General features: G+C 32.5%; 20 protein-coding genes and 1 other annotated feature. Of the genes, 1 reads left to right on the top strand and 19 read right to left on the bottom strand.

From position 1 onward, the window contains the following. Positions 1-102: 102 nt before the first annotated feature. The 10 genes from N5B56_RS08070 to N5B56_RS08025 all read right to left on the bottom strand — a co-directional run bounded on the left by N5B56_RS08070 (position 103) and on the right by N5B56_RS08025 (position 13,457). Positions 103-819 (bottom strand): SigF/SigG family RNA polymerase sporulation sigma factor, encoded by a 717-nt coding sequence (locus N5B56_RS08070; RefSeq protein ID WP_117909688.1) that lies wholly within the window; start codon positions 817-819, stop codon positions 103-105. Continuing rightward, the gene (gene spoIIAB, locus N5B56_RS08065; protein WP_117909706.1) at positions 797-1,294 is read right to left on the bottom strand and encodes an anti-sigma F factor; all 498 of its coding nucleotides are present in this window, start codon (positions 1,292-1,294) and stop codon (positions 797-799) included. Before spoIIAB ends, N5B56_RS08070 begins: the two co-directional genes overlap by 23 nt. A gap of 22 nt (positions 1,295-1,316) precedes the next feature. Continuing rightward, positions 1,317-1,649 (bottom strand): STAS domain-containing protein, encoded by a 333-nt coding sequence (locus N5B56_RS08060; protein ID WP_022088317.1) that lies wholly within the window; start codon positions 1,647-1,649, stop codon positions 1,317-1,319. Between the two features lie 107 nt (positions 1,650-1,756). Continuing rightward, positions 1,757-3,208, bottom strand: coding sequence for a tetratricopeptide repeat protein (locus tag N5B56_RS08055; RefSeq protein ID WP_117909689.1), 1,452 nt, complete (start codon positions 3,206-3,208; stop codon positions 1,757-1,759). A gap of 65 nt (positions 3,209-3,273) precedes the next feature. Further along, complete coding sequence (locus N5B56_RS08050) at positions 3,274-3,423, bottom strand: hypothetical protein (RefSeq protein ID WP_022088315.1); 150 nt, start codon at positions 3,421-3,423, stop codon at positions 3,274-3,276. A gap of 84 nt (positions 3,424-3,507) precedes the next feature. Beyond that, entirely contained in the window at positions 3,508-6,147 is a 2,640-nt protein-coding gene (locus N5B56_RS08045; protein ID WP_260978704.1) for a valine--tRNA ligase, read from the bottom strand. A 117-nt stretch (positions 6,148-6,264) separates the two neighbouring features. Further along, positions 6,265-6,472: a binding site (T-box leader), on the bottom strand. Positions 6,473-6,543: 71 nt separating this feature from the next. Then, positions 6,544-7,323 (bottom strand): tetratricopeptide repeat protein, encoded by a 780-nt coding sequence (locus tag N5B56_RS08040; protein ID WP_022088313.1) that lies wholly within the window; start codon positions 7,321-7,323, stop codon positions 6,544-6,546. Continuing rightward, a complete protein-coding gene (locus N5B56_RS08035) occupies positions 7,320-8,555 on the bottom strand; it encodes a DUF5716 family protein (RefSeq protein ID WP_260978703.1) in 1,236 nt (411 codons plus the stop codon). The genes N5B56_RS08040 and N5B56_RS08035 overlap by 4 nt, the downstream gene beginning before the upstream one ends. Positions 8,556-8,570: 15 nt before the next feature. Continuing rightward, positions 8,571-12,113, bottom strand: a complete 3,543-nt coding sequence (locus N5B56_RS08030) for a DUF5717 family protein (RefSeq protein WP_117910372.1) — start codon at positions 12,111-12,113, stop codon at positions 8,571-8,573. Between the two features lie 27 nt (positions 12,114-12,140). Next, positions 12,141-13,457, bottom strand: a complete 1,317-nt coding sequence (locus N5B56_RS08025) for a replication-associated recombination protein A (protein ID WP_118565472.1) — start codon at positions 13,455-13,457, stop codon at positions 12,141-12,143. 493 nt (positions 13,458-13,950) lie between these two features. Between N5B56_RS08025 and N5B56_RS08020 the strand changes: the two genes are divergently transcribed. Beyond that, on the top strand, positions 13,951-15,339 hold the full coding sequence (locus tag N5B56_RS08020) for a citrate/2-methylcitrate synthase (protein ID WP_022088309.1): 1,389 nt from the start codon (positions 13,951-13,953) through the stop codon (positions 15,337-15,339). 55 nt (positions 15,340-15,394) lie between these two features. Here N5B56_RS08020 and N5B56_RS08015 read toward each other — a convergent pair whose 3' ends face one another. The 9 genes from N5B56_RS08015 to thiC all read right to left on the bottom strand — a co-directional run bounded on the left by N5B56_RS08015 (position 15,395) and on the right by thiC (position 24,044). Then, positions 15,395-15,517: a hypothetical protein gene (locus tag N5B56_RS08015; protein ID WP_260978702.1), complete on the bottom strand. Its 123-nt coding sequence runs from the start codon at positions 15,515-15,517 to the stop codon at positions 15,395-15,397. Between the two features lie 173 nt (positions 15,518-15,690). Continuing rightward, positions 15,691-16,089 (bottom strand): arsenate reductase/protein-tyrosine-phosphatase family protein, encoded by a 399-nt coding sequence (locus N5B56_RS08010; RefSeq protein WP_022088307.1) that lies wholly within the window; start codon positions 16,087-16,089, stop codon positions 15,691-15,693. 129 nt (positions 16,090-16,218) lie between these two features. Beyond that, positions 16,219-17,313: an endonuclease/exonuclease/phosphatase family protein gene (locus N5B56_RS08005; protein WP_260978701.1), complete on the bottom strand. Its 1,095-nt coding sequence runs from the start codon at positions 17,311-17,313 to the stop codon at positions 16,219-16,221. A 363-nt stretch (positions 17,314-17,676) separates the two neighbouring features. Next, a complete protein-coding gene (locus N5B56_RS08000; protein ID WP_118565475.1) occupies positions 17,677-17,856 on the bottom strand; it encodes a DUF4250 domain-containing protein in 180 nt (59 codons plus the stop codon). Positions 17,857-17,869: 13 nt separating this feature from the next. Continuing rightward, a complete protein-coding gene (locus N5B56_RS07995; protein WP_118565476.1) occupies positions 17,870-18,229 on the bottom strand; it encodes a hypothetical protein in 360 nt (119 codons plus the stop codon). Between the two features lie 17 nt (positions 18,230-18,246). Then, on the bottom strand, positions 18,247-18,720 hold the full coding sequence (locus N5B56_RS07990) for a COG2426 family protein (protein WP_022088303.1): 474 nt from the start codon (positions 18,718-18,720) through the stop codon (positions 18,247-18,249). A gap of 151 nt (positions 18,721-18,871) precedes the next feature. Continuing rightward, entirely contained in the window at positions 18,872-19,582 is a 711-nt protein-coding gene (locus tag N5B56_RS07985; protein WP_260978700.1) for a polysaccharide deacetylase family protein, read from the bottom strand. A 268-nt stretch (positions 19,583-19,850) separates the two neighbouring features. Then, the gene (clpB, locus tag N5B56_RS07980) at positions 19,851-22,427 is read right to left on the bottom strand and encodes an ATP-dependent chaperone ClpB (RefSeq protein ID WP_022088301.1); all 2,577 of its coding nucleotides are present in this window, start codon (positions 22,425-22,427) and stop codon (positions 19,851-19,853) included. Positions 22,428-22,733: 306 nt separating this feature from the next. After that, positions 22,734-24,044: a phosphomethylpyrimidine synthase ThiC gene (thiC, locus tag N5B56_RS07975; protein WP_117910366.1), complete on the bottom strand. Its 1,311-nt coding sequence runs from the start codon at positions 24,042-24,044 to the stop codon at positions 22,734-22,736. Positions 24,045-24,052 lie beyond the last annotated feature (8 nt).

The raw sequence follows: 24,052 nt of genomic DNA, 5'->3' as shown, positions 1-24,052 counted from the left end.
CTTTCATTAATTTCTTCTGATATTCAATATCTTTAGTAGCCCTATCTAAATCTTCATACCTTTTACTATCTAATAAAATTTTAGTTAGCTTGGTAAATGCTTCTAGCTTTGCCTCTCCAGCCTTGCTTTCGTTAAAATTCTTTTCTCCAGCCTCGATACCTGAACTTGTGATATTCCCAGTTGCTCTCCTACATCTTTTTGTGACATATTTGAAAAATATCGCATTTTTATTAATCGGCGCTCGTTGTCTGTCATTTCATTTAATATTTGTGAAATCATTACTTTATTTATTGCTTCCTCTTCGCAGCCTTCCTCATTTTTTAATTTATCCATTAAATATATTTCATTTCCATCATTTTGGTATATTGTCTGATGCAGTGATTCAACTTCCATTGACGAATCTATTGCCATCGATATTTCTTCCTCACTCACTTCCAACTTACTAGCAAGTTCACTTATAGTTGCATCCCTTCCAAGCTCATTTTTAATTCTTTCATTTTCCTGATATGCTTTATACGCCAGTTCTTTTAACGCCCTGCTTACTTTTATAAGTCCGTCATCTCTTAAGAACCTTTTTATTTCACCGGCTATCATAGGTACTGCATATGTAGAAAACTTAACATCGTATTGCATATCAAAGTTATCTACTGATTTAATTAACCCGATGCATCCTATCTGAAATAAATCCTCTGCCTCATATCCTCTATTTGTAAATCTTTTTACAATGCTCCATATAAGTCCTGTATTTTCAAGAATTAATTTATCCCTAGCCATCTTATCACCTGCATGAGCCTGTTTAATCAGCGTTATTGCATCCATTATTTCCCTTCTTTTCAATTCTTTTTAGTTCTTTTGTCATTGTCACGCTTGTTCCTATGTACGGCTTAGACCACACGTCTACCGTATCCATAAATAATTGCATAAATGCAAATCCCATTCCGGCACGGTCATTCTCCGGTTTAGATGTATACATAGGCTCCATTGCTTTTTCTATATCATCTATTCCTGTTCCATCATCTCTTACAATGATTGTTATTAACGATATATGTAAAATTTCATCTTCTTTTTCAATTATTGTTTCTCTTAAATGGCATTTAATTTCTACGATTCCTTTTTTATCTCTATATCCATGTATTATTGAATTCGTAACTGCCTCAGAAACAGCTGTTTTTATATCATTTATCTCCTCTAAAGTAGGGTCAATTTTTGTTAAAAAGGATGCTACACCCATTCTTGCTAAAGACTCATTCTCAGACACGCTATCCATTTCTAACTTCATATTATTTTCAAATATTTTCTTTACCATTTGTCTCCTCCTAAATATTTACAGTCAGACTTGAAGCTTCTGATTTTTTGCAAATTTTATATAGTCCTGAAATAGAAAAAATTCTATCTATTGTATCATTTATATTTAACACGGTAATTTCCCCACATGCCTTCTTTACAAGTTTGTATCTGCCTAAAATGACCCCTATTCCTGAACTATCCATAAACGTGGTTCTTTTAAAATTAAATATTACATTTTTTAACTGATTAGCTAATATATACCAATCGCACTGTTCCATTATCATTCTTGAATTGTGATGGTCTAATTCCTCCGGCAAAAATACAATTAAATTTTCACCTCTTATTTCATATAAAACTTCCATAAAACCTCCATTTGAAAATTATTTTTATACAACAAAAGAAAAAGCCATTGCATTTATCGCAATAGCTTTTTCTTTTGTATCTTATATTCTTATATTTAATTGTACTCTTATTCTTCAGAAGTTGTAGTTTCATCACTTGATGTTGTAGTATCATCAACTCCTGCCTGAGTCTTTGCTGTTGTGTAATTCTTAGAGTTAGGGAATTTGTCCACTATCTCCTTGAAATATTTTTTAGCATTCTTTTCATCACCGTTATTTTTATATGACCATGCTAAATAGTAATAAGCATCATCATTATTAGAATCTGCTTCTATTGCCTTAAGGAAATTAGTAATGGCGGCAGAATAATCTTTTTTATTTAATGCTTCCATTCCGGCATCATAACTTGTTTCTGCTACTCTTGATGCAATCTTACTGTTCAAAGTATTATATACTTCAGTAAATGCTGATGAGTTCATTTCCAAAGATGTATCAACCTTTAAAATACTTTTAGCACTGGCATCATAATCGCTCTTTAAGTAACTTGCAACCGCTGATAATAACTGAGTATAATTCTTACTTAAAGTATTGTCTGTATCTGTATATTCACCAAGCCTTGCTGCCAAATCTTCCTTTTCAGCTGTTAAAGTATCTACACTCTTTTGTAACTCTGAAATAGAAGAATCCTTAATCGCAATTTTTTGATTGTAATCAACTTTTACCTGTGATATCTGATCACTAACAGTTGATACTCTTGCCGGTGTTACAATGAAAAATACCAAAGCTGCACCTAACAAAACACCCATAACTATATGAATTATACTCTGAGCACTTGAAGTTGCTTCTTTAAAATTATTCTTTGGAATTATAACATCATCACCACTTAAATATGGTCTGTCTATCATAGTTCCACGAAGATCCATTCTACGTTTTCTTCTACGTTCAGGATTATTTTTCTTTTCATCTTCTAAATAATTTGTAATTTCTCTTAAGTATCTTACACAAAGTGGATTACACTTATCAATCTTTAAAGCTTTCTTTGTTGCTTTTCTGGCTCTTTCGTACTCACCATGTTTCATGTAAAGTACGGCTAACAACTGATATCCTTTTATAAGGTTTGGATTCTGATTCAAAACCTTCTTCAGCTGAATAATAGCCATATCATCTGTTCCATCTTTTGCATATTCTAATGCAATATTAAATTTCTTAATTGTATGGTTTAATTCATCAATTTTGCCCTTATCGGCCTGAATTGCCGCCATATATTTATCTGCTGCATTGTTGTCCGGCTGAAGGTTCATGCTCATTACCCATTCCGAAAAAGCCTGAACTGTTTCACCCATTTCAAAATAAACAAGGCCTAAAAGGTTTCTTGCATCAGTATTTCTTTTGTTTAATTTTACACTTCTTCTTAAGGCATCTGCTGCACCTGACAAATCTCTGTTAAGTGCCTTTGTAAGCCCCATGTTGTAATAAGTGTTTGACAACTTCACAATCTTTTTATATATGCTGACATCCATACCACAATGACTGCAATAATCACTATTTGTAAGGACATTACCACAGTTAAAGCATATCATATTATTTCTCCATCTATGTTGCCCTCAGTCTAAGCCATACACATATGTTATATGGCTAAAACGACTTACTGGTTATTAGTTCCTTTTAATCCATTTACCATTTCAATCATAATATCAGTTATATCTGACACATCGTTATTGTATATGGCATCTTCAGCTTCTTCAATTTCAAGACTTGGATGAAATTTCTTAATTTCTTCATCAAAATTAATCATTCTGATTCCTCCTTTTTTACCTGATACAGTTTATTGGTGAATATAAATTTATACCACCATAAACTGTAATCAAACCTGCCACAATTATTTCTTTAAGTTTTCTAACTGTGACTGAACCTGCTTCATCATTTCCTGATATTTAGCCTGTTTTTCTTTTTCTTCATTAATCTTCTTTTCAGGTGCCTTACTTACGAAGTTAGGATTTGCAAGCATTCCATTAACTCTTGCTAATTCCTTGTTTAATCTTTTTACTTCTTTTTCAAGACGTTCTATTTCTTTTGCAATATCAACTAATTCTGCAAATGGCATATATACAATTGCTTTGTGAAGAACTACTGATACGGCATCATCATCAATGCCTGTCTTATTAGCCTGAATAATTACCTCACTTGCATGACCAAGTGTTGCAAAGAATACTTTACCATTTTCAAATATATTTCTTGTAACTTCATCATCTGATACAACAAATACTTTTGCTTTCTTGCTTGGTTTAACATTCATTTCAGCTCTTGTATTTCTAATACCACGAACTGCTTCTTTAATTAATTCTACTGCATTTTCTTCATTAGCGAAAGCATATTCTTCTGTGTATACAGGCCATGATGAAATCATAATTGATTCTTCTTCATCTTGAATTGTACAGAATATTTCTTCTGTTACAAATGGCATATATGGATGAAGCATCTTTAATGCATCAATTAACACTTTCTTTAATGTCCAAAGTGCTGCATATCTTGTGTCATCTGTTTCACTGTATAATCTAGGTTTAACCATTTCAATGTACCAGTCACAGAATTCTTCCCAGATAAATTCGTAAATCTTATCTGCAGCAATACCAAGTTCGTATTTTTCCATGTTATCTGTTACGTCTTTTACTAATGTATTTAACTTAGATAAAATCCACTTATCAGCATCTGTAAGCTGTTCAGGTTTCTTATTTAAATCAATACCTTCTTCAGGCATGTTCATCATAATAAATCTTGAAGCATTCCATACTTTGTTAGCAAAGTTTCTGCTTGCCTCTACTCTTTCCCAATAGAAACGCATATCATTTCCGGGAGCATTACCTGTAATTAATGTAAATCTAAGAGCATCTGCACCATATTTATCAATTACTTCAAGTGGGTCAATTCCGTTTCCAAGAGACTTACTCATCTTACGTCCCTGTGAATCTCTTACAAGGCCGTGAATAAGTACTGTATCAAATGGAACTTTTCCTGTATGTTCAAGTCCTGAGAACATCATTCTCATTACCCAGAAAGGAATAATATCATATCCTGTTACCAATGTGTTTGTAGGATAGAAGTAATCCATTTCTTCTGTTTTATCAGGCCATCCAAGTGTGCTAAATGGCCATAATGCTGATGAGAACCATGTATCAAGTGTATCAGGGTCCTGTCTCATTTCTTTTCCACAATGTGGACATGTAGCATGGTCTTCTTTAGTTACAACCATTTCTCCACAGTCGTCACAATAAAATGCAGGAATCTGATGTCCCCACCATAACTGACGTGAAATACACCAGTCACGGATGTTTTCAAGCCAATGGAAATATGTTTTATCAAAATATCCCGGTACAAATTTAGTGTCACCATTTTTAACAGCATCAATGGCTGGTTTTGCAAGTTCGTCCATCTTTACAAACCACTGTTTTGATACTCTAGGTTCAATAGTTGTATGACATCTGTAACATGTACCAACGTTATGCTCATGGTCTTCAATCTTAACAAGGAAGCCTTCTTTGTCTAAATCTTCAACAATTGCCTTTCTTGCTTCATATCTGTCCATACCTGCATACTTAGGATAATCGTCAACAATCTTTGCATCATCTGTTAATACATTAATAACAGGTAAATTGTGACGAAGTCCAACTTCAAAATCGTTAGGGTCATGGGCAGGTGTAATCTTAACTACACCGGTACCAAAGTCAATACCTACATAGTCATCGGCAACAATAGGAATTTTTCTTCCAACTAATGGAAGTGTAAGAGTTTTTCCTACTAAATGTTTATATCTGTCATCATTTGGGTTTACTGCTACTGCTGTATCACCAAGTAATGTTTCAGGTCTTGTTGTAGCAAGCTGAATATATCCTGAACCGTCTGTTAAAGGATATCTTAAATGCCAGAACTTACCAGCCTGATCTTCATATTCTACTTCTGCATCTGAAATTGATGTTAAGCAGTGTGGACACCAGTTGATGATTCTTTCGCCCTTGTAAATCTGCCCTTTATTGTAAAGATTTACAAAAACTTCTTTTACAGCTTTTGAACAGCCTTCATCCATTGTAAATCTTTCTCTGTCCCAGTCACATGATGAACCGATTTTCTTAAGCTGTGAAACAATACGTCCACCATACTGCGCTTTCCACTGCCATGCTCTGTCTAAGAATTTTTCTCTTCCTAAATCTTCCTTTGTAATTCCTTCTTCACGCATATTTTCAACAATCTTAGCTTCTGTTGCAATTGATGCATGGTCAGTTCCCGGAAGCCATAAGGCTTCATAGCCCTGCATCCTTTTAAATCTAATTAAAATATCCTGCATTGTATTGTCAAGGGCATGTCCCATATGAAGCTGTCCAGTAATATTTGGAGGTGGCATAACAATAGTAAATGGTTTCTTACTTCTGTCTACTTCTGCATGGAAATATTTCTTTTCCTGCCACTTTTCATATAATCTGTCTTCAATATCGGCAGGATTATAGTTCTTTTCTAATTCCTTCATTGTGTACTCCTTTAAAATAATTTGTAATCCAGTCTGCAAATTATCATCCTTATGAACGGAAAAAGACAGCTTTAAAATGCTGTCTCTTTTGTATGTTTAAATCCACAGACATTTTCCTAAAAGGGCGAATATCCGCGGTACCACCTTTTGTTTTACTTATCATATCCTTAACGGGGACGAATCGTCATCAGCTACTGATAGTTTTTAACTGTTCACTGATGCTGCTCCAAAGCTACCTTCCCTCGCACTTACTTATAGGTCTTCCACCAACAACCTACTCTCTGTTAAGCAGTTACAAGATACTCCTCTTCATCATAGCATTTATTTTTTTCTGTTTTTTATCATAATAATTAAAAAGTTATTTGTCAACTGCCTAAGCTAAACCTTCACAATTTCTTAACTATTTATTTCTACAATATATTCTCTCTTACGTCGGCTAATATAATCTTTCTCAATTGTGTCGTTCCAATTTACATGAATATGAGCCTTAAGCTGTATGATTTCTGTTCTAAGTCTGTTAACTACCTGATCACTTACTTTGTATTTTTCAACATCGTTTTTCAAATTAGTAGCATTACCTGACATAAGGTCACACAATATTATTGACTCTAATGATTCTGCAGCACTATTTAATCTATATGCATTTCTAAATGCCACTAAAGCCTCATCGTACTCAAACAGTCTTGTATAGGCAACTCCTAAATTATTATAAACACTTCCATAAAAAGTTTCTGATAATTCACTATTTGTTCCCTTATTTATAATGCTCTGATAAAAAGAAATTGCCATATTATATTTATGATTATCAAGTAATATGTCTGCCTTAGCCTTTATTCTTTCGGCAGATGTTTTTGAATTAAGCATTACTAAATGTCTTTCTAAATCATCTGCTTCCTTTTGTGTGTAATATCCTGAATTTTTTATTACAAATGCAATCATTTCGCCTAGATTACCATTTTTATTTAATGCCTGTCTTAGCCCTGTTGCTATTGTTGTCTGCTTTAATTCATTTTCAATATAATCAATCAGACTTTCACTAAAAAATTCTTCATCCACTAAATAAAGATAATTATAAAGATAATAATTTAATTCTTCTATCGAATATATATTTTTATTAATTTCAGTTATATAATAAGGTTTTTCTGAGTGCAATGTGCACATTGTGATGTCACTCATACTGTCACTTCCTCTCTAACTACTTTTCCTGAGCTTTCATAGAATTCTCCAAACCCGATATCTTTTATCTCTATTGCAAACTTATTTTCATTTACATATGCAAATTTTATCTGGATTCTTACTGTCTTATTTTTTCTTGCCGGGAAATCCTGTAAATCAATGTAAAAGTTTTCTGATTCTTTTGTAATAGGTGACTGTATTGTGAATTTTGCTATTGTCGGTTTATCCAAAATACATTCTGCAACAGCACCTGCTTCGTACCAGTTAGTTCCTATTTTTGAAAGCACAAGCTGTTTCTCGCTTCCCTGATGGTTTACTTCCATAGAAACATTTACCTTAGTTCTTCCCTTACAGGATATGATATAATCACTAAAATTTGAAATATAAAACAATTCTTTAGCACCATAAACTGCACCTTTTACTATCAGGTTATTTCCTTTAAATACACGTCGGTTGTTGCATGTTTTTTTAAGTGTATTTTTCCAGTCTCCACTATAAAAACCTTCACCTGAAAAATATACTGCTGAAATAACGTGTTCATTCAATTCTTCGTCCATAAAATCTTCAAGAATTTTGTCAGCCTCATCAATATCTGTTTTAATATTATCAAATGTTAAAACATCATCTAATTTTTTCGTTTCTACATCTGCTATATGTGCTTCTCTTGTATGTCTTATGCTAAGTCTTCTATAAACAAGCCCCTGCTGTGAAAAATCCAACATTAAAACATTATTTACCCACACATCTTTATGCTGGTTTAACACATAGTAGATAAAACTTTCTGAATGGCTTAATATTTTTGTATTTTCTTTCTTATATCCTAAAGCTTCTATAGTTTCATAAAAGCATTCCATTATTTCCACTGTCAAATTATCTACTGTCATTACAATGCTTTTAATTATCTGCCCGTTTGTGTAATTTGCCGCTAATTTTACAAAATAAGCTATATATGCTTTCATCATTGCTCTATTCTGGTCTTTTAACTCATCATAAAACAATGCTTCCGGTAGGTTTGTAACAACTTTTCCACTTTCTCTCTGGCTTCTGTTAATTGCCTCTTCGCCTACTGACCATTCTTTTAATTCATCATTAAAAAACATAACTGTAGGTACAAGAAAATGCTTATCCTGTCCAACGCTAATTGATTCAGGCTCCCCTGCATCATTCAAAAATGCCAACTGAGAAAAATCACTTGAAAAATCTATTCCAAGAATAAGTGCTTTATTATTCATTGTTATTCCTCCTGCCTATAGTAACTTAAATAACTGTTCTGATGCATCCGTATGAAGTTCATATGTTTCCATAAGTTCTCTTGCATCCTTGTCTCTGTGAAGTTCTTTGCAAATCATCATGCCGTTAAGCATTCCAAATCTTCCTTCATCATTAAAAATATCTTTCTGATTTATTTTCATTGTATATTTCTTTGTCTCAATACTATCAGTTTCAGATATTTCTTCAAAATAATATTCTATTTCTTCTCCAAAGAACATAATTACATCTTTTGTAAATATTCCTGAATAAACACTACGCATTTCTTCAGTTTTTTCCTTTGTTTCGCCTGTTATGGATTTTATCTTATAAGTAATGTATACTTTATTCTTTGGATTTGTACGATAGTCAATTATGGTTTTATCCACTATATTGTATGGAACTGCAAACCATTTATTAAACTTCTTATAAAATTCAAATACAATATTCTTTTTAGCTAACTGACTCATCAGTTTCTTTGATGTTTCAATCTGTTCCTGTGTTACATGCTCACTTTCAATCACATGTGACAAATATCCGATTTTTGAAATAACTGTCACTTCCGTTCCATCCTTAATATCCTGCTGCATTATATCCCATGTTGAATCCGGACAAGGAATATTTTTAACAAAATAATTATATGAAACATATGTGTAAAACGCTTTTCTAATTGTTGCATATGAAGGATTCTGTACATATTTATTAAATATTCCATGAATTCTTTCACTTACATCCCCTTCAAAAATGCACTGAACAAGTAGTCTTTCCGTCAATGTGTTTTCAATTATGTTCTTTTTATTAATTTCCTCATATAACATAAACATTTCTTCGTTTGTTCCAAGGAAAAATCTTCCAAGATAAGCAAGAATTACTCTTGTAACCTTATTCATCCTAAATAATTTCACACACATTTCAAGTATAAAAGCATCTTCTTCAAACTCTGTTTCTTTAATTATTCCTGTACAAAATTCTTCAACACTTTCATCGCTTAATCTTTCCGGACCATATTCTAATATATACGGATATACACTCTTATATTTCTTATTTGCAATAAGTATTGACATTATTTTATTTCTGGAGTCTTTATCTAACTCGTTCATATTCATTTCCATTACATAATCATCATACTCATCTAAATAAGAATTCTTATAATAGTAAGAAACAATTTCATTTAAAAGATATTTTCTATATGTTCCTCTTATATTTTCAACATTAAGCATATCCTTTAACATCTGTAAAATATCAACATTTGCTGATTTTTTTATGTTTTTTTCTATCTTTGCTAACTTTAAGTAGATGCTTCCATTATCTACCTCAGAAATCTTAACATTTCTTAAAATTTTCCTGCATGTATATTCTATATTTACGTATTTGTTTCTATCTTTGTCCACAAATATTATTACAGGGTTGTCTGTATATATTTCAACAAAAGCCTCTCCTCCATTAAGGTGAACCTGCTGAGGTTCGTCTAATTCTTTATGGTATATTATAACTTCTGTAATATTTGGATTATCAACAGTTATTCTCCATGCATTTAATATACTAGGTAATGATTTTGTCATTCTGTTGTTAACAAAATGTGGTGTGAGCATTTTTTTGTACAATTCAATAAGATTATTATCAATATGCTTATTAATAATCTCTTCTTCTACATATTTTTCTAATCCGGCTTTGTATTTTTTATACATCTCACTTGCCTGGTCAAAATATTTAATTATATTCTGATATAAATATGCTTTATTATAGGCTAACGTTTCCGTTGTAAACGCAAAGTATTTGTATATCTGTGGATATAATTTAAACATTTTTGTTGTATCAATTGTGTACATATAATACTCGTAAAGTTTTGTTACTTTGACATCATGTTTAACTCCGGCATCATACCATTTAAAATAGAACTGTTTCTTTTTGTCTCCGCTTACAAGCATCTGGCAAATTCCTTCCAGTACTTTCACATCTTCTGTCTTTTCATATAAATCAGCCAATATTTCAAATTTTATTTTGTCAAATTGTTTTTCTTTTTCAAACAAAGTAACTATCTGCTTATTTAAATTGTCATTGTACATATCATATTTATTTATGAATCTCAAAAGTAATAATTCAAATTTATTTATAACCCTTAATAGTTCCGGTTGCTTTGAAATTATTTTTGCCGCTTCATACAACATCACAGGACTTGTACATCCTTTATTAAACTGATCTTTTACCAAAGTATATTTAAGACTTGGATTTTGGTCATATCTGTCATCCATGTACATTAACATCCACAATAATTTCCATGAATCATAACCATTTTCATAATAGTTCTTTATTTCTTTTCGAACTTCTTCTGTGTAAGTAGCATTTTGCTTATATATCGTTTTCAAATATAAATAATAGCAATATGCTTCAACACTCTTAAGTTTGTTATTTGTCTTACTTACTGATACTAATTTTGACAATTGCATAAGATATGAAGTAATCTGTTCTTCTTCACCATCTAATATTGTAAGTTGAGTTTTTATCAACAATGCCATTATATCTTCATTGTTATAATGTAATCTTTTCTCTGCAATGTCCTCTGTTGACTTTTTCCAATCTAATGAGTTTATCTTTCCGGTACGGAAATTCATATATAATCTCATCACATCAATAATATCCTTTTTATTTTCGATATATTTAGATATATCTTCTGTAGGATTGTTAACATGAATTTTATATGTTAAGGTCTGATTAACTGTCTTTAACACAATTTCTGCATAATTACTGCCCCTGTGTAATTTGAATGGATTTATCAAATATTCATATTCGCAGGTGTTTCCAATAAAATTGTCCAGATTTATTTCATTTTTGCAGTTATGAAGTATTTCACCATTAATTTCAACTTTTATGTCTACATATCCCCAACCACTCTTTGTAATTTTAAGAGAGTCTGCATAAGATTCCTTTATATCTTCGTATGTCTTTTCATTATCTACAATACTGATTGTAACAGGTTCTTTAAGGCCTTTTTTAACAAGGAATTCTTCCATTGCTATCTCTTTGTTATAATTTTTCATCAATTCATTGTACAAGGCTCTTGTATAAACATCCTGTCCGATAATGTTGTGTTTAAATTCTCTTGACATAAACAATTTAATAGCTTCCTCATGAGAATACTGAACTAATTTTGTAAAATCCTCAAGATTATTTATTGGGCCCATTGAAGATTCTATATTTTCTTCCTTCACATGAATATTAAAATTAACAGAAAACTCTCCGGCATTTGATACTATGTCTATTTTACCTGACACATCGTCTCCCGGATAAAGATGTTCAGTATTCGCCTCAAATCTGATTGTATTGTCTTTTCCTAAAAACTGATCATTTTTTAGTTTCAAATGATAATCTGAAGAATATACCACTCCTTTTATATTCATATTTGATTCAGAGCGGATGTTAAATGAGCCGTAGGCTATCTCCCCTTTTGCTAACACCATATCAAAGCTATTATGGGAAATCTGTGCCTTAGGCACTTCATAATCTACATTTCCAATTGCTAATTTTTCTATTAATGCTTTCAATTTATCACCTTTCTAATCACTCTAGTGCTATCCCTTTATCTTTTTAAAATGTTCTTTTACTTTAACTTCGTATCCTAAATCTCCCGGATTGTAAAATACTTCATTTACAAGCTCATCCGGCAAATATTGCTGATTAACATAATGATTTTCATAATCGTGTGCATATTTGTAGCCATCACCATGTCCAAGCTTTGCTGCGCCTTTATAATGTGCATCCATTAAGTGAACCGGTATTCCTGATATCTTTGTATTCTGTACTGCACTCATCGCCTTCTCTAATCCCATATAAGAAGCGTTGCTTTTCGGTGCAGTAGCCATATATACCACTGCCTCTGCCAATATTATCTTTGCTTCAGGCATTCCAATCTGGTGGACGGCATTTGCAGCAGACACGGCAACTGTTAATGCATTAGGATCTGCCATTCCCACATCTTCCGCCGCTGATATCATAATTCGTCTTGCTATAAATTCAACACTTTCACCTGCATAAAGCATTTTTGCCAAATAGTAAAGTGCCGCATCAGGATCTGAGCCTCTCATACTTTTTATAAATGCAGATACTGTATCATAATGGTTGTCTCCTGATTTATCATATCGGATGGCTCTTTTCTGAATACATTGTTCTGCAACTTCCATTGTTATGTGGATTGTTCCATCTTCACTTTTATCAGTAGTTAAAATTCCTAATTCAATAGCATTTAATGCTGTTCTTGCATCACCATTTGAAATTTCGGCTAAAAAGTCAGCCGCATCATCATCTATTCTCGCATTAAACGCTCCCATTCCTTTTTCTTTATCATTAACTGCTCTTAAAATTAGCTGTTTTATATTCTCTGTCGAAAGCGGCTTTAATTCAAACACAATAGAACGTGAAATTAAAGCCCCATTAACTTCAAAGTATGGATTTTCAGTGGTTGCCCCTATAAGAATTAACGTTCCATCTTCTACAAATGGTAAAAGGTAATCCTGCTGTCCCTTATTAAAGCGATGAATTTCATCTACAAACAATATAGTCTTTCTTCCATACATTCCCATTGTCTGTTTAGCCTTTTCCACTACTTCTTCCATATCTTTCTTGCCTGCAACAGTAGCATTTATCTGAGTAAATTCTGCACTTGTTGTATTCGCAATTACTTTTGCCAATGTTGTTTTCCCAGTCCCAGGCGGTCCATAAAAAATAATTGAACTTAACTTATCTGCTTTAATTGCTCTATATAAAAGTTTATCTTTACCTATAATATGCTCCTGTCCAACTACTTCGTCTAATGTTGTTGGTCTTAGCCTGCTTGCTAATGGAGAATCCTTCTCCATATTTTCATTTCTCATAAAATCAAATAAATCCATTGATTTCACTTCCTTATTTTACTTTTAATTACTCACTTGTGAATTATCTGACCCAATAATCAAAATTATTTTAACACAATATACCTTTAGAATAGTACTTTAAGGCATATCCGTTTTTTATTTTATCACATTTTACCTTCTTTTTGTACATTATCTACGAATTAGAACAGTATTACCAATTACTGCTTAAATATGGCATCAAAGTTGGGGCGTTTGCCCTAACATCATAATAAATGTTTATTCACATTCCACAATTTTACTTTAAGGCTTAGATTATTATGCCCTGATAGTAAGCTTATCAAGTATATTTGTGCTTTTTTCGCGCATTTCGCTTAATTTAATTAAGTTTTTACTTTTCTTTTTTTGTTTTTCTTAAGTTTTATTGTTGTCTTTTCTTAATTATGTTAAAGTTCTACTTAATGGCGTCTATGCTAATGTAGCTATAGACTCTAAATAACAATCATAGATTTTCTATGTACAACAGGAGGTCACTATGAATAACATAAATGAAAACATACCTGATCAGATTACACCACAAATATTAAAATATGCGGACAGATGCATTAATAATTCATGTATTGATGAATCTCTCTATAATTTATACGATGTAAAGAGAGGTCTTCGTGATAAGAACGGTAAAGGTGTTCTTACAGGTCTTACCGAAATCGGTGATGTTCATTCCTACGATATGATTGACGGAAAAGCTGTTCCTTGTGAAGGAAAACTTTTTTACCGTGGAATAGATATCGAAGATATTGTTAAAGGTTTTTTAGATGAAAACCGCTTTGGTTTTGAAGAAGTTACATATCTTTTATTATTTGGTGAACTTCCAACAGCAAAAAGATTAGAAAATTTCACAAATTTATTATCTGAATACAGAACTCTTCCACCTAGCTTTGTAAGAGATATTATTATGAAAGCACCAAGTAGAGATATGATGAACATGCTTGCACGTAGTGTACTTACACTTTACTCTTATGACGATAATCCTGATGATACATCAATTCCAAATGTTTTACGTCAAAGTTTAAGTCTTATTGCAAGAGTTCCACTTATCAGTGTTTATGGATACCATGCCCATAACCACTATCATCATGGACAAAGCCTTCATATAAACACACCGGACCCTAACATGTCCACGGCTGAGAATATATTAAGATTACTTAGACCTGATGGAAGTTTTACTCCGCTTGAAGCAAAAATCCTTGACTTAGCTCTTGTTCTTCATGCTGAACATGGTGGTGGTAATAACTCTACATTTACAACTCATGTTGTTTCTTCTTCAGGAACGGACACTTATTCTGCAATCGCAGCTTCTCTTGGTTCACTTAAAGGTCCAAGACATGGTGGCGCTAACATTAAAGTTAAACAGATGTTTGATCATATGAAAGAAACAGTTTCTAATTGGAACGACGATGAAGAAATTTCAAATTATTTGCATGCAATACTTGATAAGAGAATCTTTGATAAATCAGGTTTGATTTATGGAATCGGTCATGCTGTTTACTCTATTTCTGACCCTAGAGCAAAAATTCTTGAAGGCTTTGCTAAAAAGCTTGCACAGGAAAAAGGTCTTATGGATGAGTATCAGCTTTACAATAATGTTGCCCGACTTGCTCCTGAGGTTATTGCAAGTTGCAAGCCAATGCAGAAAAATGTAAGTGCAAATGTTGATTTCTACAGTGGATTTATATATTCTTCACTTGGACTTCCTGACGGATTGTTTACTCCTATGTTTGCATCTGCCAGAATTTCAGGCTGGTGTGCACATCGTATAGAAGAAATCATTAATGCCGGAAAGATTATCAGACCTGCATATATGAATGTTGCGAAAAAGACAAAGTACGTTGCACTTAACGACAGACATACAACTATTGTATAATATATATTTGATTTAGATATTAGTTTAAAATTAGATATTAATGCATAAAAAGATACTACGGATTTTCTAATATATCCGCAGTATCTTTTTTATATTTTACAGAAGCCTTATTCCCTACAATTTTAACTTTAACATTTTTAACCATTGCAGGTTTGTCTGCTTTAGCCTCTACTTGCATTGATGGTTCCACTTGAACAGTTTTATTTAGTGCTAAAATTGTACCGTGAATTTAGGAATATAATTTTCTCCCTCTCAATCAATTAGTTTAATTATATAAAAATGTAGCTTGTAATTCAACGTAAAAAATATTTCATTATCAAATATCTCTCAAATCTAAAATATTAATTATCTTTATTTGCTCATCTTTTCTTTTAAATTTAAAATATTTTTTTCAATCTCAGATATTACCTCCATAAACGCATCGTCACTACCGCCGGTTGGATCCTGCAATCCCCAATTATAATCGAAGTTCCTGCCAATATATGGGCAGCCAACATCGCACCCCATGGAAATGGCTATGTCCGGTGTTGGAACTTTATCATAGGTCTTACTATACTGATTTTTTTCCATATCTATATTATATAACTTCTTCATAATTCTTACTGCATCCTGATTAATCTGCGGCTTTGTCTCTGTTCCTGCTGAATAACACTCTAACACATCTCCTGCAAGATGATTTCCCAATGCTTCCGCAATCTGGCTTCTACACGAATTATGTACGCATACAAATACGACTTTTTTCTTATTCATGAAATCCTCCTCTCATATGGTTAGCTATTTTTACAAGTGTAAGCAACAATATGTTTATACATATATATATCAAATTTTTTCAAATTTTCTTGTTTTCTGCTTACGAATTTTACTGTAAAAAATTTGCAATTACTTAAGCATAAATTTCATTATAACCGGCTGATGATCAGAATATGCAAATCCTGTGTCAACCACCTCATATGATGTCATTTCTACATTATCAGATATTATAAACCCATCTAATGTAACTACATATGTTTTTCCCGGAATGTATTCCATATCTGCATTTCTTGCCGATTCAGGCATTTGTTCTAACTCATCCTGTGACAGTTTATCCATTGCAAACGTCACCCCTTGTGGCATTTCGCTTCTTGGGAACGGATATGCCCAACTTTCAGTTTCGTCACTTTTTGCTTCATCTGCTTTCAAATCATGATTAAAATCTCCGCCGCAAATAACATAATTTCCGTCTTCTACTTCCTTTTCCATATCTTTAAAAAGCATATTTAATTGAGCTTCTCTTATTTCATCGCTATTTCCATATGCTGATAAATGAACCGTAAATAAAACTAATTCTTTCCCATTTTCAACATTTATTCTGCTTATTGAATAGCATCTGTCTAAATCAAGGAATTTAGAAAATCCTGTTGAAATTGGAAGACTTCTTCGCAATGAATCTGTTATTTTGAATTTAGAATATAAGACAATTCCCGAATATGATTTTCCTATAGGTTTATAAAATGGATAAAATAAATATGCTGAATTATAATTTACCGCAAAACTACTATAATAATCATCAAAAATGTCAGTTATAATATTTTCCTGATTTACTCCATAACTCCTTGTTGATTTTCTATCCACTTCCTCAAACATCATAAAATCAGGATTATAACCACTGCTTAATGTAGCTGCACCTCTTATTGCTTTGGCACTGCTTTCCTTACTATAACATCTGGAATATTTTCCTCCGTCCATAAAAAAACTGTAATCAGGAAGATATGCTCCAAATCCAACATTATAAGTTCCTATTGTATATTCTACACCTGTATTAACTTCATCACTGACATTTTCATTTTTAACCTTAGGTTCATTTACTTTTAGTTTCTGCTTGTCATCTATTCTGTCATATGAAATAAAGACATATGCTACATACACTAAAGCTACAACTATTATAATTATAAGTATTGCAAAAATTGCTTTAACTATATTTTTTAATCTTTTCATTCTTAATCCTTTGTTGATATTTTTATAAATTTTTACTTTATGTATTCGCAGTTAACTCATATAAAATACATACTATTTGATTATACTACATTTTTTTATATTATTATAGTTTTATTCAGTATTGCAGTTTGTATTTTTCGTTATTTTTTTTGTATATTTTCAATCGCATAGGCTGACTCATCGATTATATCAGGCTATCATAATGGTGCATAGCTTTTCGAAGTTCTTACATCCGACAAATGATATTCTATGCAAATGCAATTAGTTTGCCGGGCTTTTGTTATAAAAAAAGAACCGGACACATCCGATTCTCCTATGCAAGTTCCGTATATGCTACTGAAATTCACACTGTTATTATACATATTATACAAATTTATTTAATTCTACATTGTACTCATAATTAATTGTTTTTAATTTGCTTATTATCTCGTCTTTCTCAACATCCCTTGTTCTGCAAAATCCATCCAAGTCCTGATGAGTGTCTCTAAGTGCTGTGTTAACTACGCTAAGTAACATAACCGGATCATTTGGTAAACCTGTCATAATAATTCTCCTTTTATCTTACACCCCATATCAAATATCCTATAATGATTCCTGCAATTATTCCTATAATCATATGCACAATTCTCATTATATCCATTTCTTTTGGTGTATTTTCTTTATTCTTTGACTTACTTTGTATCTTGTCTTGTTTTTTCTTTTGTGAAATATTAAATCTTACAATGTCTATTGTAAGAACAATTCCACCTATAACAGCTATCGCTTCTGCTATCAAAGTTATAATAAACGCCTCCGGAAATTTAAAAGCAAAAAATACTGCAATAATTCCAATAATGGCTGATGGTGTTGCAATACCTATAGCAATTTTTCCCGGCAATGTTGGTGTATATTTTAAATAATCATATTTTTTATCCATTTAGTGCCTCTATTCTCTTAAAATAATGCAGTTAACGCTCCAAATACGCCTGCACTTCCAAGTCCCATTATAATTCCTGCCAAAAGAACTCCACCCATTACAGCAATTACACTTGATTTAAAATCCATATCAAGAAAACTTGCTGCTAAAGTTCCTGTCCATGCACCTGTTCCCGGAAGTGGAATTCCCACAAATAAAAACAATGCTACAAATAGTCCTTTTCCTGCTGTTTCCTGTAGTTTCTTTCCGCCTTTTTCGCCCTTTTCTATACAAAAAGTAAAGAATTTTCCAATATGTTTTTTATCTTTTCCCCAAATCAATACTTTTCTCGCAAAAAGATAAATGATTGGAACCGGAAGCATATTTCCTATAACACAAATAATATAAGAAGCTAATAAAGGCATTCCAATTGCCTGTGAATAAATTAACGCTCCTCTAAGTTCAACAAGAGGAACCATTGAAATCAAAAATATTATGATGTAATTTAACATAAAACTCTCCTTAAATAATTTTTCTAATACTATACCAGCATTTTGAAGTATAACATTACCTATTGTTTTTCACAAGTCCTTTTGTGGATTGCTTTGTTGCTTCTCTACGTTAATAATGACCCCAAATTAAGCAATCTTATTTTTTTATTTACTATTTATCTCTTCTTATAATTTGCTTATTTGAATTCATTTTATCAACTGTAACAAATACATAATCCTGTTTCTTTAATTCTTTTATAACCGTTTGTGCTGCATCAACAGAGCTTTCAAATATGTCATGCATTAAAATAATATCTCCATTTTTTACGTTTTTTAAAATTTTATCAGTTACAATGTCCTTATTTTTATATTTCCAATCTAACGGGTCAACATTCCACATAACTACAGACATTGATGTTTCGCTTAAAAGTTCATCAGTAAAACTGCCAAACGGTGGACGTATGTATTCCGGGATATATCCTGAAATATTTGTAATCCATGCATTTGTAGTATTAATCTCCTCTACCGCCTCATCAAATCCTAATTTCGTTAACTGACTATGATTAAATGTATGATTTCCAATCAGATGTCCTTCATTTTTCATTCTTATAACAATATCTTCGTTTTCTTTTATATTTTTCCCAACTAAAAAAAACGTCGCCTTTACATTTTCTTTTTTCAAAATATCTAACAGTCTTGGGGTACATTCACTGCTTGGTCCGTCATCAAAAGTTAACGCAACCCTCTTTATGTTTTTATATTTATTTATTGTTTTCAAATTATTTTCTGCTGTTTCTATAGTTTTTTTCTTCAAATTTCCCATTATAAATAAAAGCGGCAATATCATAATTAATGCAATAACCCACCATTTTTTTAACTTCATTTAAATCCTCTAAATCTTATTTTTATGTTTTTTTATCTTCTTTAAATTATATATATTTGTAAAGTGGAATATGTTTAATAGGACGTTTTAAACAAAATAAAAAGCTGAATTACCAACATGTTAATACGATTCCTGTTATTACACAAGTCCATATTTTATGCTAATAATTCAGCTTTTATATAATACCAGAGTCAAAAAGACCTAAGCCCACATAAGTTTGCTTATAAGTGGTCGAAAGACCTTTGTCTGATATCTTTGTCTGATATCTTTATCTTATAATCAGTTTTCCATCTTTTGCATCAACCGTAATAGTATCTCCCATATTTACATCTCCTTGTAAAATAATCTTTGCTACTAAGGTTTCTACATTCTTCTGTAAATATCTCTTAAGCGGTCTTGCACCATAAACCGGATCATATCCATTATCTGCGACAAATTTCTTTGCCTCGTCTGTAAGCACTAAATGTAAATCTTTGTCTGCAAGTCTTTCATTCAAATTTGCAACTATTAAATCTACAATTCCGCCAATATTATCACGGGTAAGTGGTTTAAACATAATAATTTCGTCTAATCTGTTTAAGAATTCAGGTCTGAAATGATTTCTCAAATCATTCATAACCATCTCTTCTGCCTCAGGCTTTATATCACCATTGTCATTGATTCCTTCAAGCAAATATGAAGAACCAATATTTGACGTCATAATTAATATTGTGTTTTTAAAGTCCACTGTTCTGCCCTGAGAATCTGTAATTCTACCATCGTCTAATACCTGTAATAATACATTAAATACATCCGGATGAGCCTTTTCAATTTCATCAAAAAGTACTACCGAATATGGTTTTCTACGAACTGCTTCAGTAAGCTGACCGCCTTCATCATATCCAACATATCCCGGAGGCGCTCCGATTAATCTTGACACTGAATATTTTTCCATATATTCACTCATATCAATACGAACCATATTTGTCTCATCGTCAAATAAATTCTGTGCAAGTGCTTTAGCAAGTTCTGTTTTACCTACACCTGTAGGTCCTAAAAACAGGAACGAACCTATTGGTTTACCAGGATCTTTTATTCCCGCCTTTGATCTGATTATTGATTCAGTAATCTTTGTAACTGCTTCATCCTGTCCAATTACACGTTTGTGTAACTGTTCATCCAAATGAAGAGTTTTATTTCTTTCTGTTTCTGTCAGTTTAGCAACAGGTATTCCTGTCCAACGTGAAATGATTTTTGCAATTTCTTCATCTGTAACACTTTCACGTACCAAAGACAAATCTTTATTTTTTACATTTGCCTCTTCACTTTCTAACTGTTTCTGTAACTGAGGTAATCTACCATATTGTAACTCAGCCATCTTTTCAAGATCATACTTGCTCTGGGCAATCTGTATTTCTTTCTTGACCTGTTCAACCTGTTCACGAAGTTCCTGTAATTTGTTTACAGAATTCTTTTCGTTTTCCCACTGAGCTTTCTTATTGTTAAATGCATCTCTAAGTTCAGCTAATTCTTTTTGAAGTTCCTCTAATCTTTCTTTGCTCAAATTATCGGTTTCCTTCTTTAAGGCTGCCTCTTCAATTTCCATCTGCATAACTTTTCTTCTAAGTTCATCAAGTTCTGTAGGCATTGAATCAAGTTCTGTTTTTATCATCGCGCAAGCTTCATCAACAAGGTCAATTGCCTTATCAGGCAAAAATCTGTCAGTTATATAACGGTCAGATAATGTTGCTGCTGAAACTAATGCACTATCTGTAATTTTAACTCCGTGGAAGACTTCATATCTTTCTTTCAATCCTCTTAAAATTGAAATTGTATCCTCCACTGTTGGTTCATTGACCATAACAGGTTGGAAACGTCTTTCTAAAGCCTTATCCTTTTCAATATATTGTCTATATTCATCAAGTGTTGTTGCACCGATACAATGAAGTTCACCTCTTGCAAGCATAGGTTTTAACATATTACCTGCATCCATTGCACCATCTGTTTTTCCTGCGCCGACAATTGTGTGTAACTCATCAATAAATAAAATTATCTCTCCGTTACTGTTCTTTACATCTTCAAGTACAGCTTTTAAACGCTCTTCAAATTCACCTCTGTATTTAGCACCTGCTACCAATGCTCCTAAATCAAGTGAAAATATCTTTTTATCCTTCAATCCATCCGGAACATCTCCACTTACAATTCTTTGAGCCAAACCTTCTACTGCTGCTGTTTTACCTACACCGGGTTCACCGATTAAAACAGGGTTATTTTTTGTCTTTCTTGACAATATACGAATTACATTTCTAATTTCACTGTCTCTTCCAATAACAGGGTCTAACTTTTGATTTCTTGCTCTCTCAACCAAATCCTGTCCATATTTTCCAAGTGCATCATAAGTAGCCTCAGGATTATCATTTGTTACTCTCTGATTTCCTCTTATCTCAGCTAATACCTTTAAGAATCTTTCCCTTGTAATACCATATTCTTTGAAAAATTCTTTAACTTCTTTATTTGGCTTAGCAATCATAGCAAGGAATAAATGTTCAACTGAAACATATTCATCTCCCATTCTCTTTGCTTCATCTTCTGCTGCTAGCAATGCTGAATTAAGACTCTGACTAATATACCTCTGTCCGCCTTGTACTTTAGGTTTCTTACTAACATAATCTTCAATTCTGTTTTTAAAATGTGTTGTCTGGATTTCCATCTTTTCAACTAATTTTAAAATCAGACTGTCTTCTAAATTAACAAGGCTGTATATTAAATGTTCCTGATCAATTTCCTGATTACCAAATTCCTCAGCAACCTTTTCACAGTTCTGAACTGCTTCAATTGACTTCTGTGTAAATTTACTAATGTTCATCTTCTATACCTCCTTAACTTCTGTTTTAAATATTAGTTCTTCACTCTCTTTCTTAGGATTTTCCTTTCCTACAAATACGTTATAGCACTTTTGTTAGCACTCGTCAAGAGTGAGTGCTAATTATTTTTTTAATTTTTTTAGTTTTTCTTTTGTTTTCATAAAAAGAACTGTTACATATCAATAACGCAACAGTTCCTTTTATGTAGCACAGAGCAAGCCGTAGTCATTAAATCATAGGTTTGCTTACCCTGACATCTTATATACTATGTATTTACGTATTATTATCCGCCTTAATTTCATTAAAGTTTAGAGTATATCTATATGTTCTCCATTTAAAGCTTTGTTCATACTACGGACTGCACAGAATTTGCCGCACATTGAACATGTATCTTCATGTTCAGGTGCTCTGTCTGCTCTAATTGCTTTTGCAGTTTCAGGATCAAGTGCGCATTCCCACTGAGCATCCCAATCTAAAACTCGTCTTGCATCTCCCATTTTATCATCTATATCTCTTGCGCCTCTTACGCCTTTTGCGATATCAGCTGCATGAGCTGCGATTTTACTTGCAATTATTCCCTGCTTTACATCATCTAAATTTGGAAGTGCCAAATGTTCTGCAGGTGTAACATAGCAAAGGAAAGCTGCTCCACTCATTGCTGCAATTGCACCACCAATAGCTGCTGTTATATGATCATATCCGGGTGCTATATCTGTAACTAAAGGTCCTAAAACATAAAATGGTGCTCCCATACAAATTGTCTGCTGAACTTTCATGTTAGCTGCTATCTGATCCATTGGTACATGTCCCGGTCCTTCAACCATAACCTGAACATCTTTTTCCCATGCTCTCTTAGTTAATTCTCCAAGACGAACAAGTTCTTCAATCTGACATACATCTGTTGCATCTGCAAGACAACCCGGTCTGCAGGCATCTCCTAATGAAACAGTAACATCATATTCTCTACATATATCAAGAATTTCATCATAGTATTCGTAGAACGGATTTTCTTCTCCTGTCATGCACATCCATGCAAAAACAAGTGAACCTCCTCTTGATACAATATTCATTTTTCTTTTATGTTTGCGAATCTGCTCTATTGTTTTTCTTGTAATTCCACAATGAAGTGTAACAAAATCAACACCATCCTGTGCATGTAAACGTACTACATCTATAAAATCTTTTGCTGTTAAAGTATCCAAGTCTCTCTGATAATGAATTACACTATCATATACAGGTACTGTTCCTATCATTGCAGGACATTCACTTGTAAGTTTTTTACGAAATGGCTGTGTGTTTCCATGACTTGATAAATCCATGATTGCTTCGCCACCCATCTTTACGGCTGACATAACTTTTTCCATTTCAACATCATAATCTTTGCAATCCTTAGAAATTCCAAGATTTACGTTAATCTTTGTTTTTAACATAGAACCTATTCCTTCAGGATCGAGACACTTATGATTCTTATTAGCAGGAATTACAACTTTACCACTTGCTACAAGAGGTAAAAGCTCCTTTACTTCCATTTTTTCTTTTTTTGCTACAATTTCTAATTCCTTTGTTACAATTCCTTTTCTTGCAGCTTCCATCTGTGTTGCATATAATCTTTCTTCCATCGTAATTC

The organism is Eubacterium album (genome assembly GCF_025336545.1).
In the GTDB taxonomy this organism is placed as follows: Bacteria; Bacillota; Clostridia; order Lachnospirales; family Lachnospiraceae; genus Eubacterium_U; species Eubacterium_U album.
Note: the sequence above shows the minus strand (reverse complement) of the source record. Positions and strands in the feature narration are given on the sequence as shown.

Bases quoted from the DNA above. Each gene is read 5' to 3' on its own strand.
- N5B56_RS08070 (WP_117909688.1), bottom strand. From the start codon at position 819: ATGGATGCAATAACGCTGATTAAACAGGCTCATGCAGGTGATAAGATG.
- N5B56_RS08060 (WP_022088317.1), bottom strand. From the start codon at position 1,649: ATGGAAGTTTTATATGAAATAAGAGGTGAAAATTTAATTGTATTTTTG.
- N5B56_RS08055 (WP_117909689.1), bottom strand. From the start codon at position 3,208: ATGATATGCTTTAACTGTGGTAATGTCCTTACAAATAGTGATTATTGC.
- N5B56_RS08050 (WP_022088315.1), bottom strand. From the start codon at position 3,423: ATGATTAATTTTGATGAAGAAATTAAGAAATTTCATCCAAGTCTTGAA.
- N5B56_RS08045 (WP_260978704.1), bottom strand. From the start codon at position 6,147: ATGAAGGAATTAGAAAAGAACTATAATCCTGCCGATATTGAAGACAGA.
- N5B56_RS08040 (WP_022088313.1), bottom strand. From the start codon at position 7,323: ATGAGTGACATCACAATGTGCACATTGCACTCAGAAAAACCTTATTAT.
- N5B56_RS08035 (WP_260978703.1), bottom strand. From the start codon at position 8,555: ATGAATAATAAAGCACTTATTCTTGGAATAGATTTTTCAAGTGATTTT.
- N5B56_RS08025 (WP_118565472.1), bottom strand. From the start codon at position 13,457: ATGGATTTATTTGATTTTATGAGAAATGAAAATATGGAGAAGGATTCT.
- N5B56_RS08020 (WP_022088309.1), top strand. From the start codon at position 13,951: ATGAATAACATAAATGAAAACATACCTGATCAGATTACACCACAAATA.
- N5B56_RS08015 (WP_260978702.1), bottom strand. From the start codon at position 15,517: ATGCAAGTAGAGGCTAAAGCAGACAAACCTGCAATGGTTAAAAATGTT.
- N5B56_RS08010 (WP_022088307.1), bottom strand. From the start codon at position 16,089: ATGAATAAGAAAAAAGTCGTATTTGTATGCGTACATAATTCGTGTAGA.
- N5B56_RS08005 (WP_260978701.1), bottom strand. From the start codon at position 17,313: ATGAAAAGATTAAAAAATATAGTTAAAGCAATTTTTGCAATACTTATA.
- N5B56_RS08000 (WP_118565475.1), bottom strand. From the start codon at position 17,856: ATGACAGGTTTACCAAATGATCCGGTTATGTTACTTAGCGTAGTTAAC.
- N5B56_RS07995 (WP_118565476.1), bottom strand. From the start codon at position 18,229: ATGGATAAAAAATATGATTATTTAAAATATACACCAACATTGCCGGGA.
- N5B56_RS07990 (WP_022088303.1), bottom strand. From the start codon at position 18,720: ATGTTAAATTACATCATAATATTTTTGATTTCAATGGTTCCTCTTGTT.
- N5B56_RS07985 (WP_260978700.1), bottom strand. From the start codon at position 19,582: ATGAAGTTAAAAAAATGGTGGGTTATTGCATTAATTATGATATTGCCG.
- clpB (WP_022088301.1), bottom strand. From the start codon at position 22,427: ATGAACATTAGTAAATTTACACAGAAGTCAATTGAAGCAGTTCAGAAC.
- thiC (WP_117910366.1), bottom strand. From the start codon at position 24,044: ATGGAAGAAAGATTATATGCAACACAGATGGAAGCTGCAAGAAAAGGA.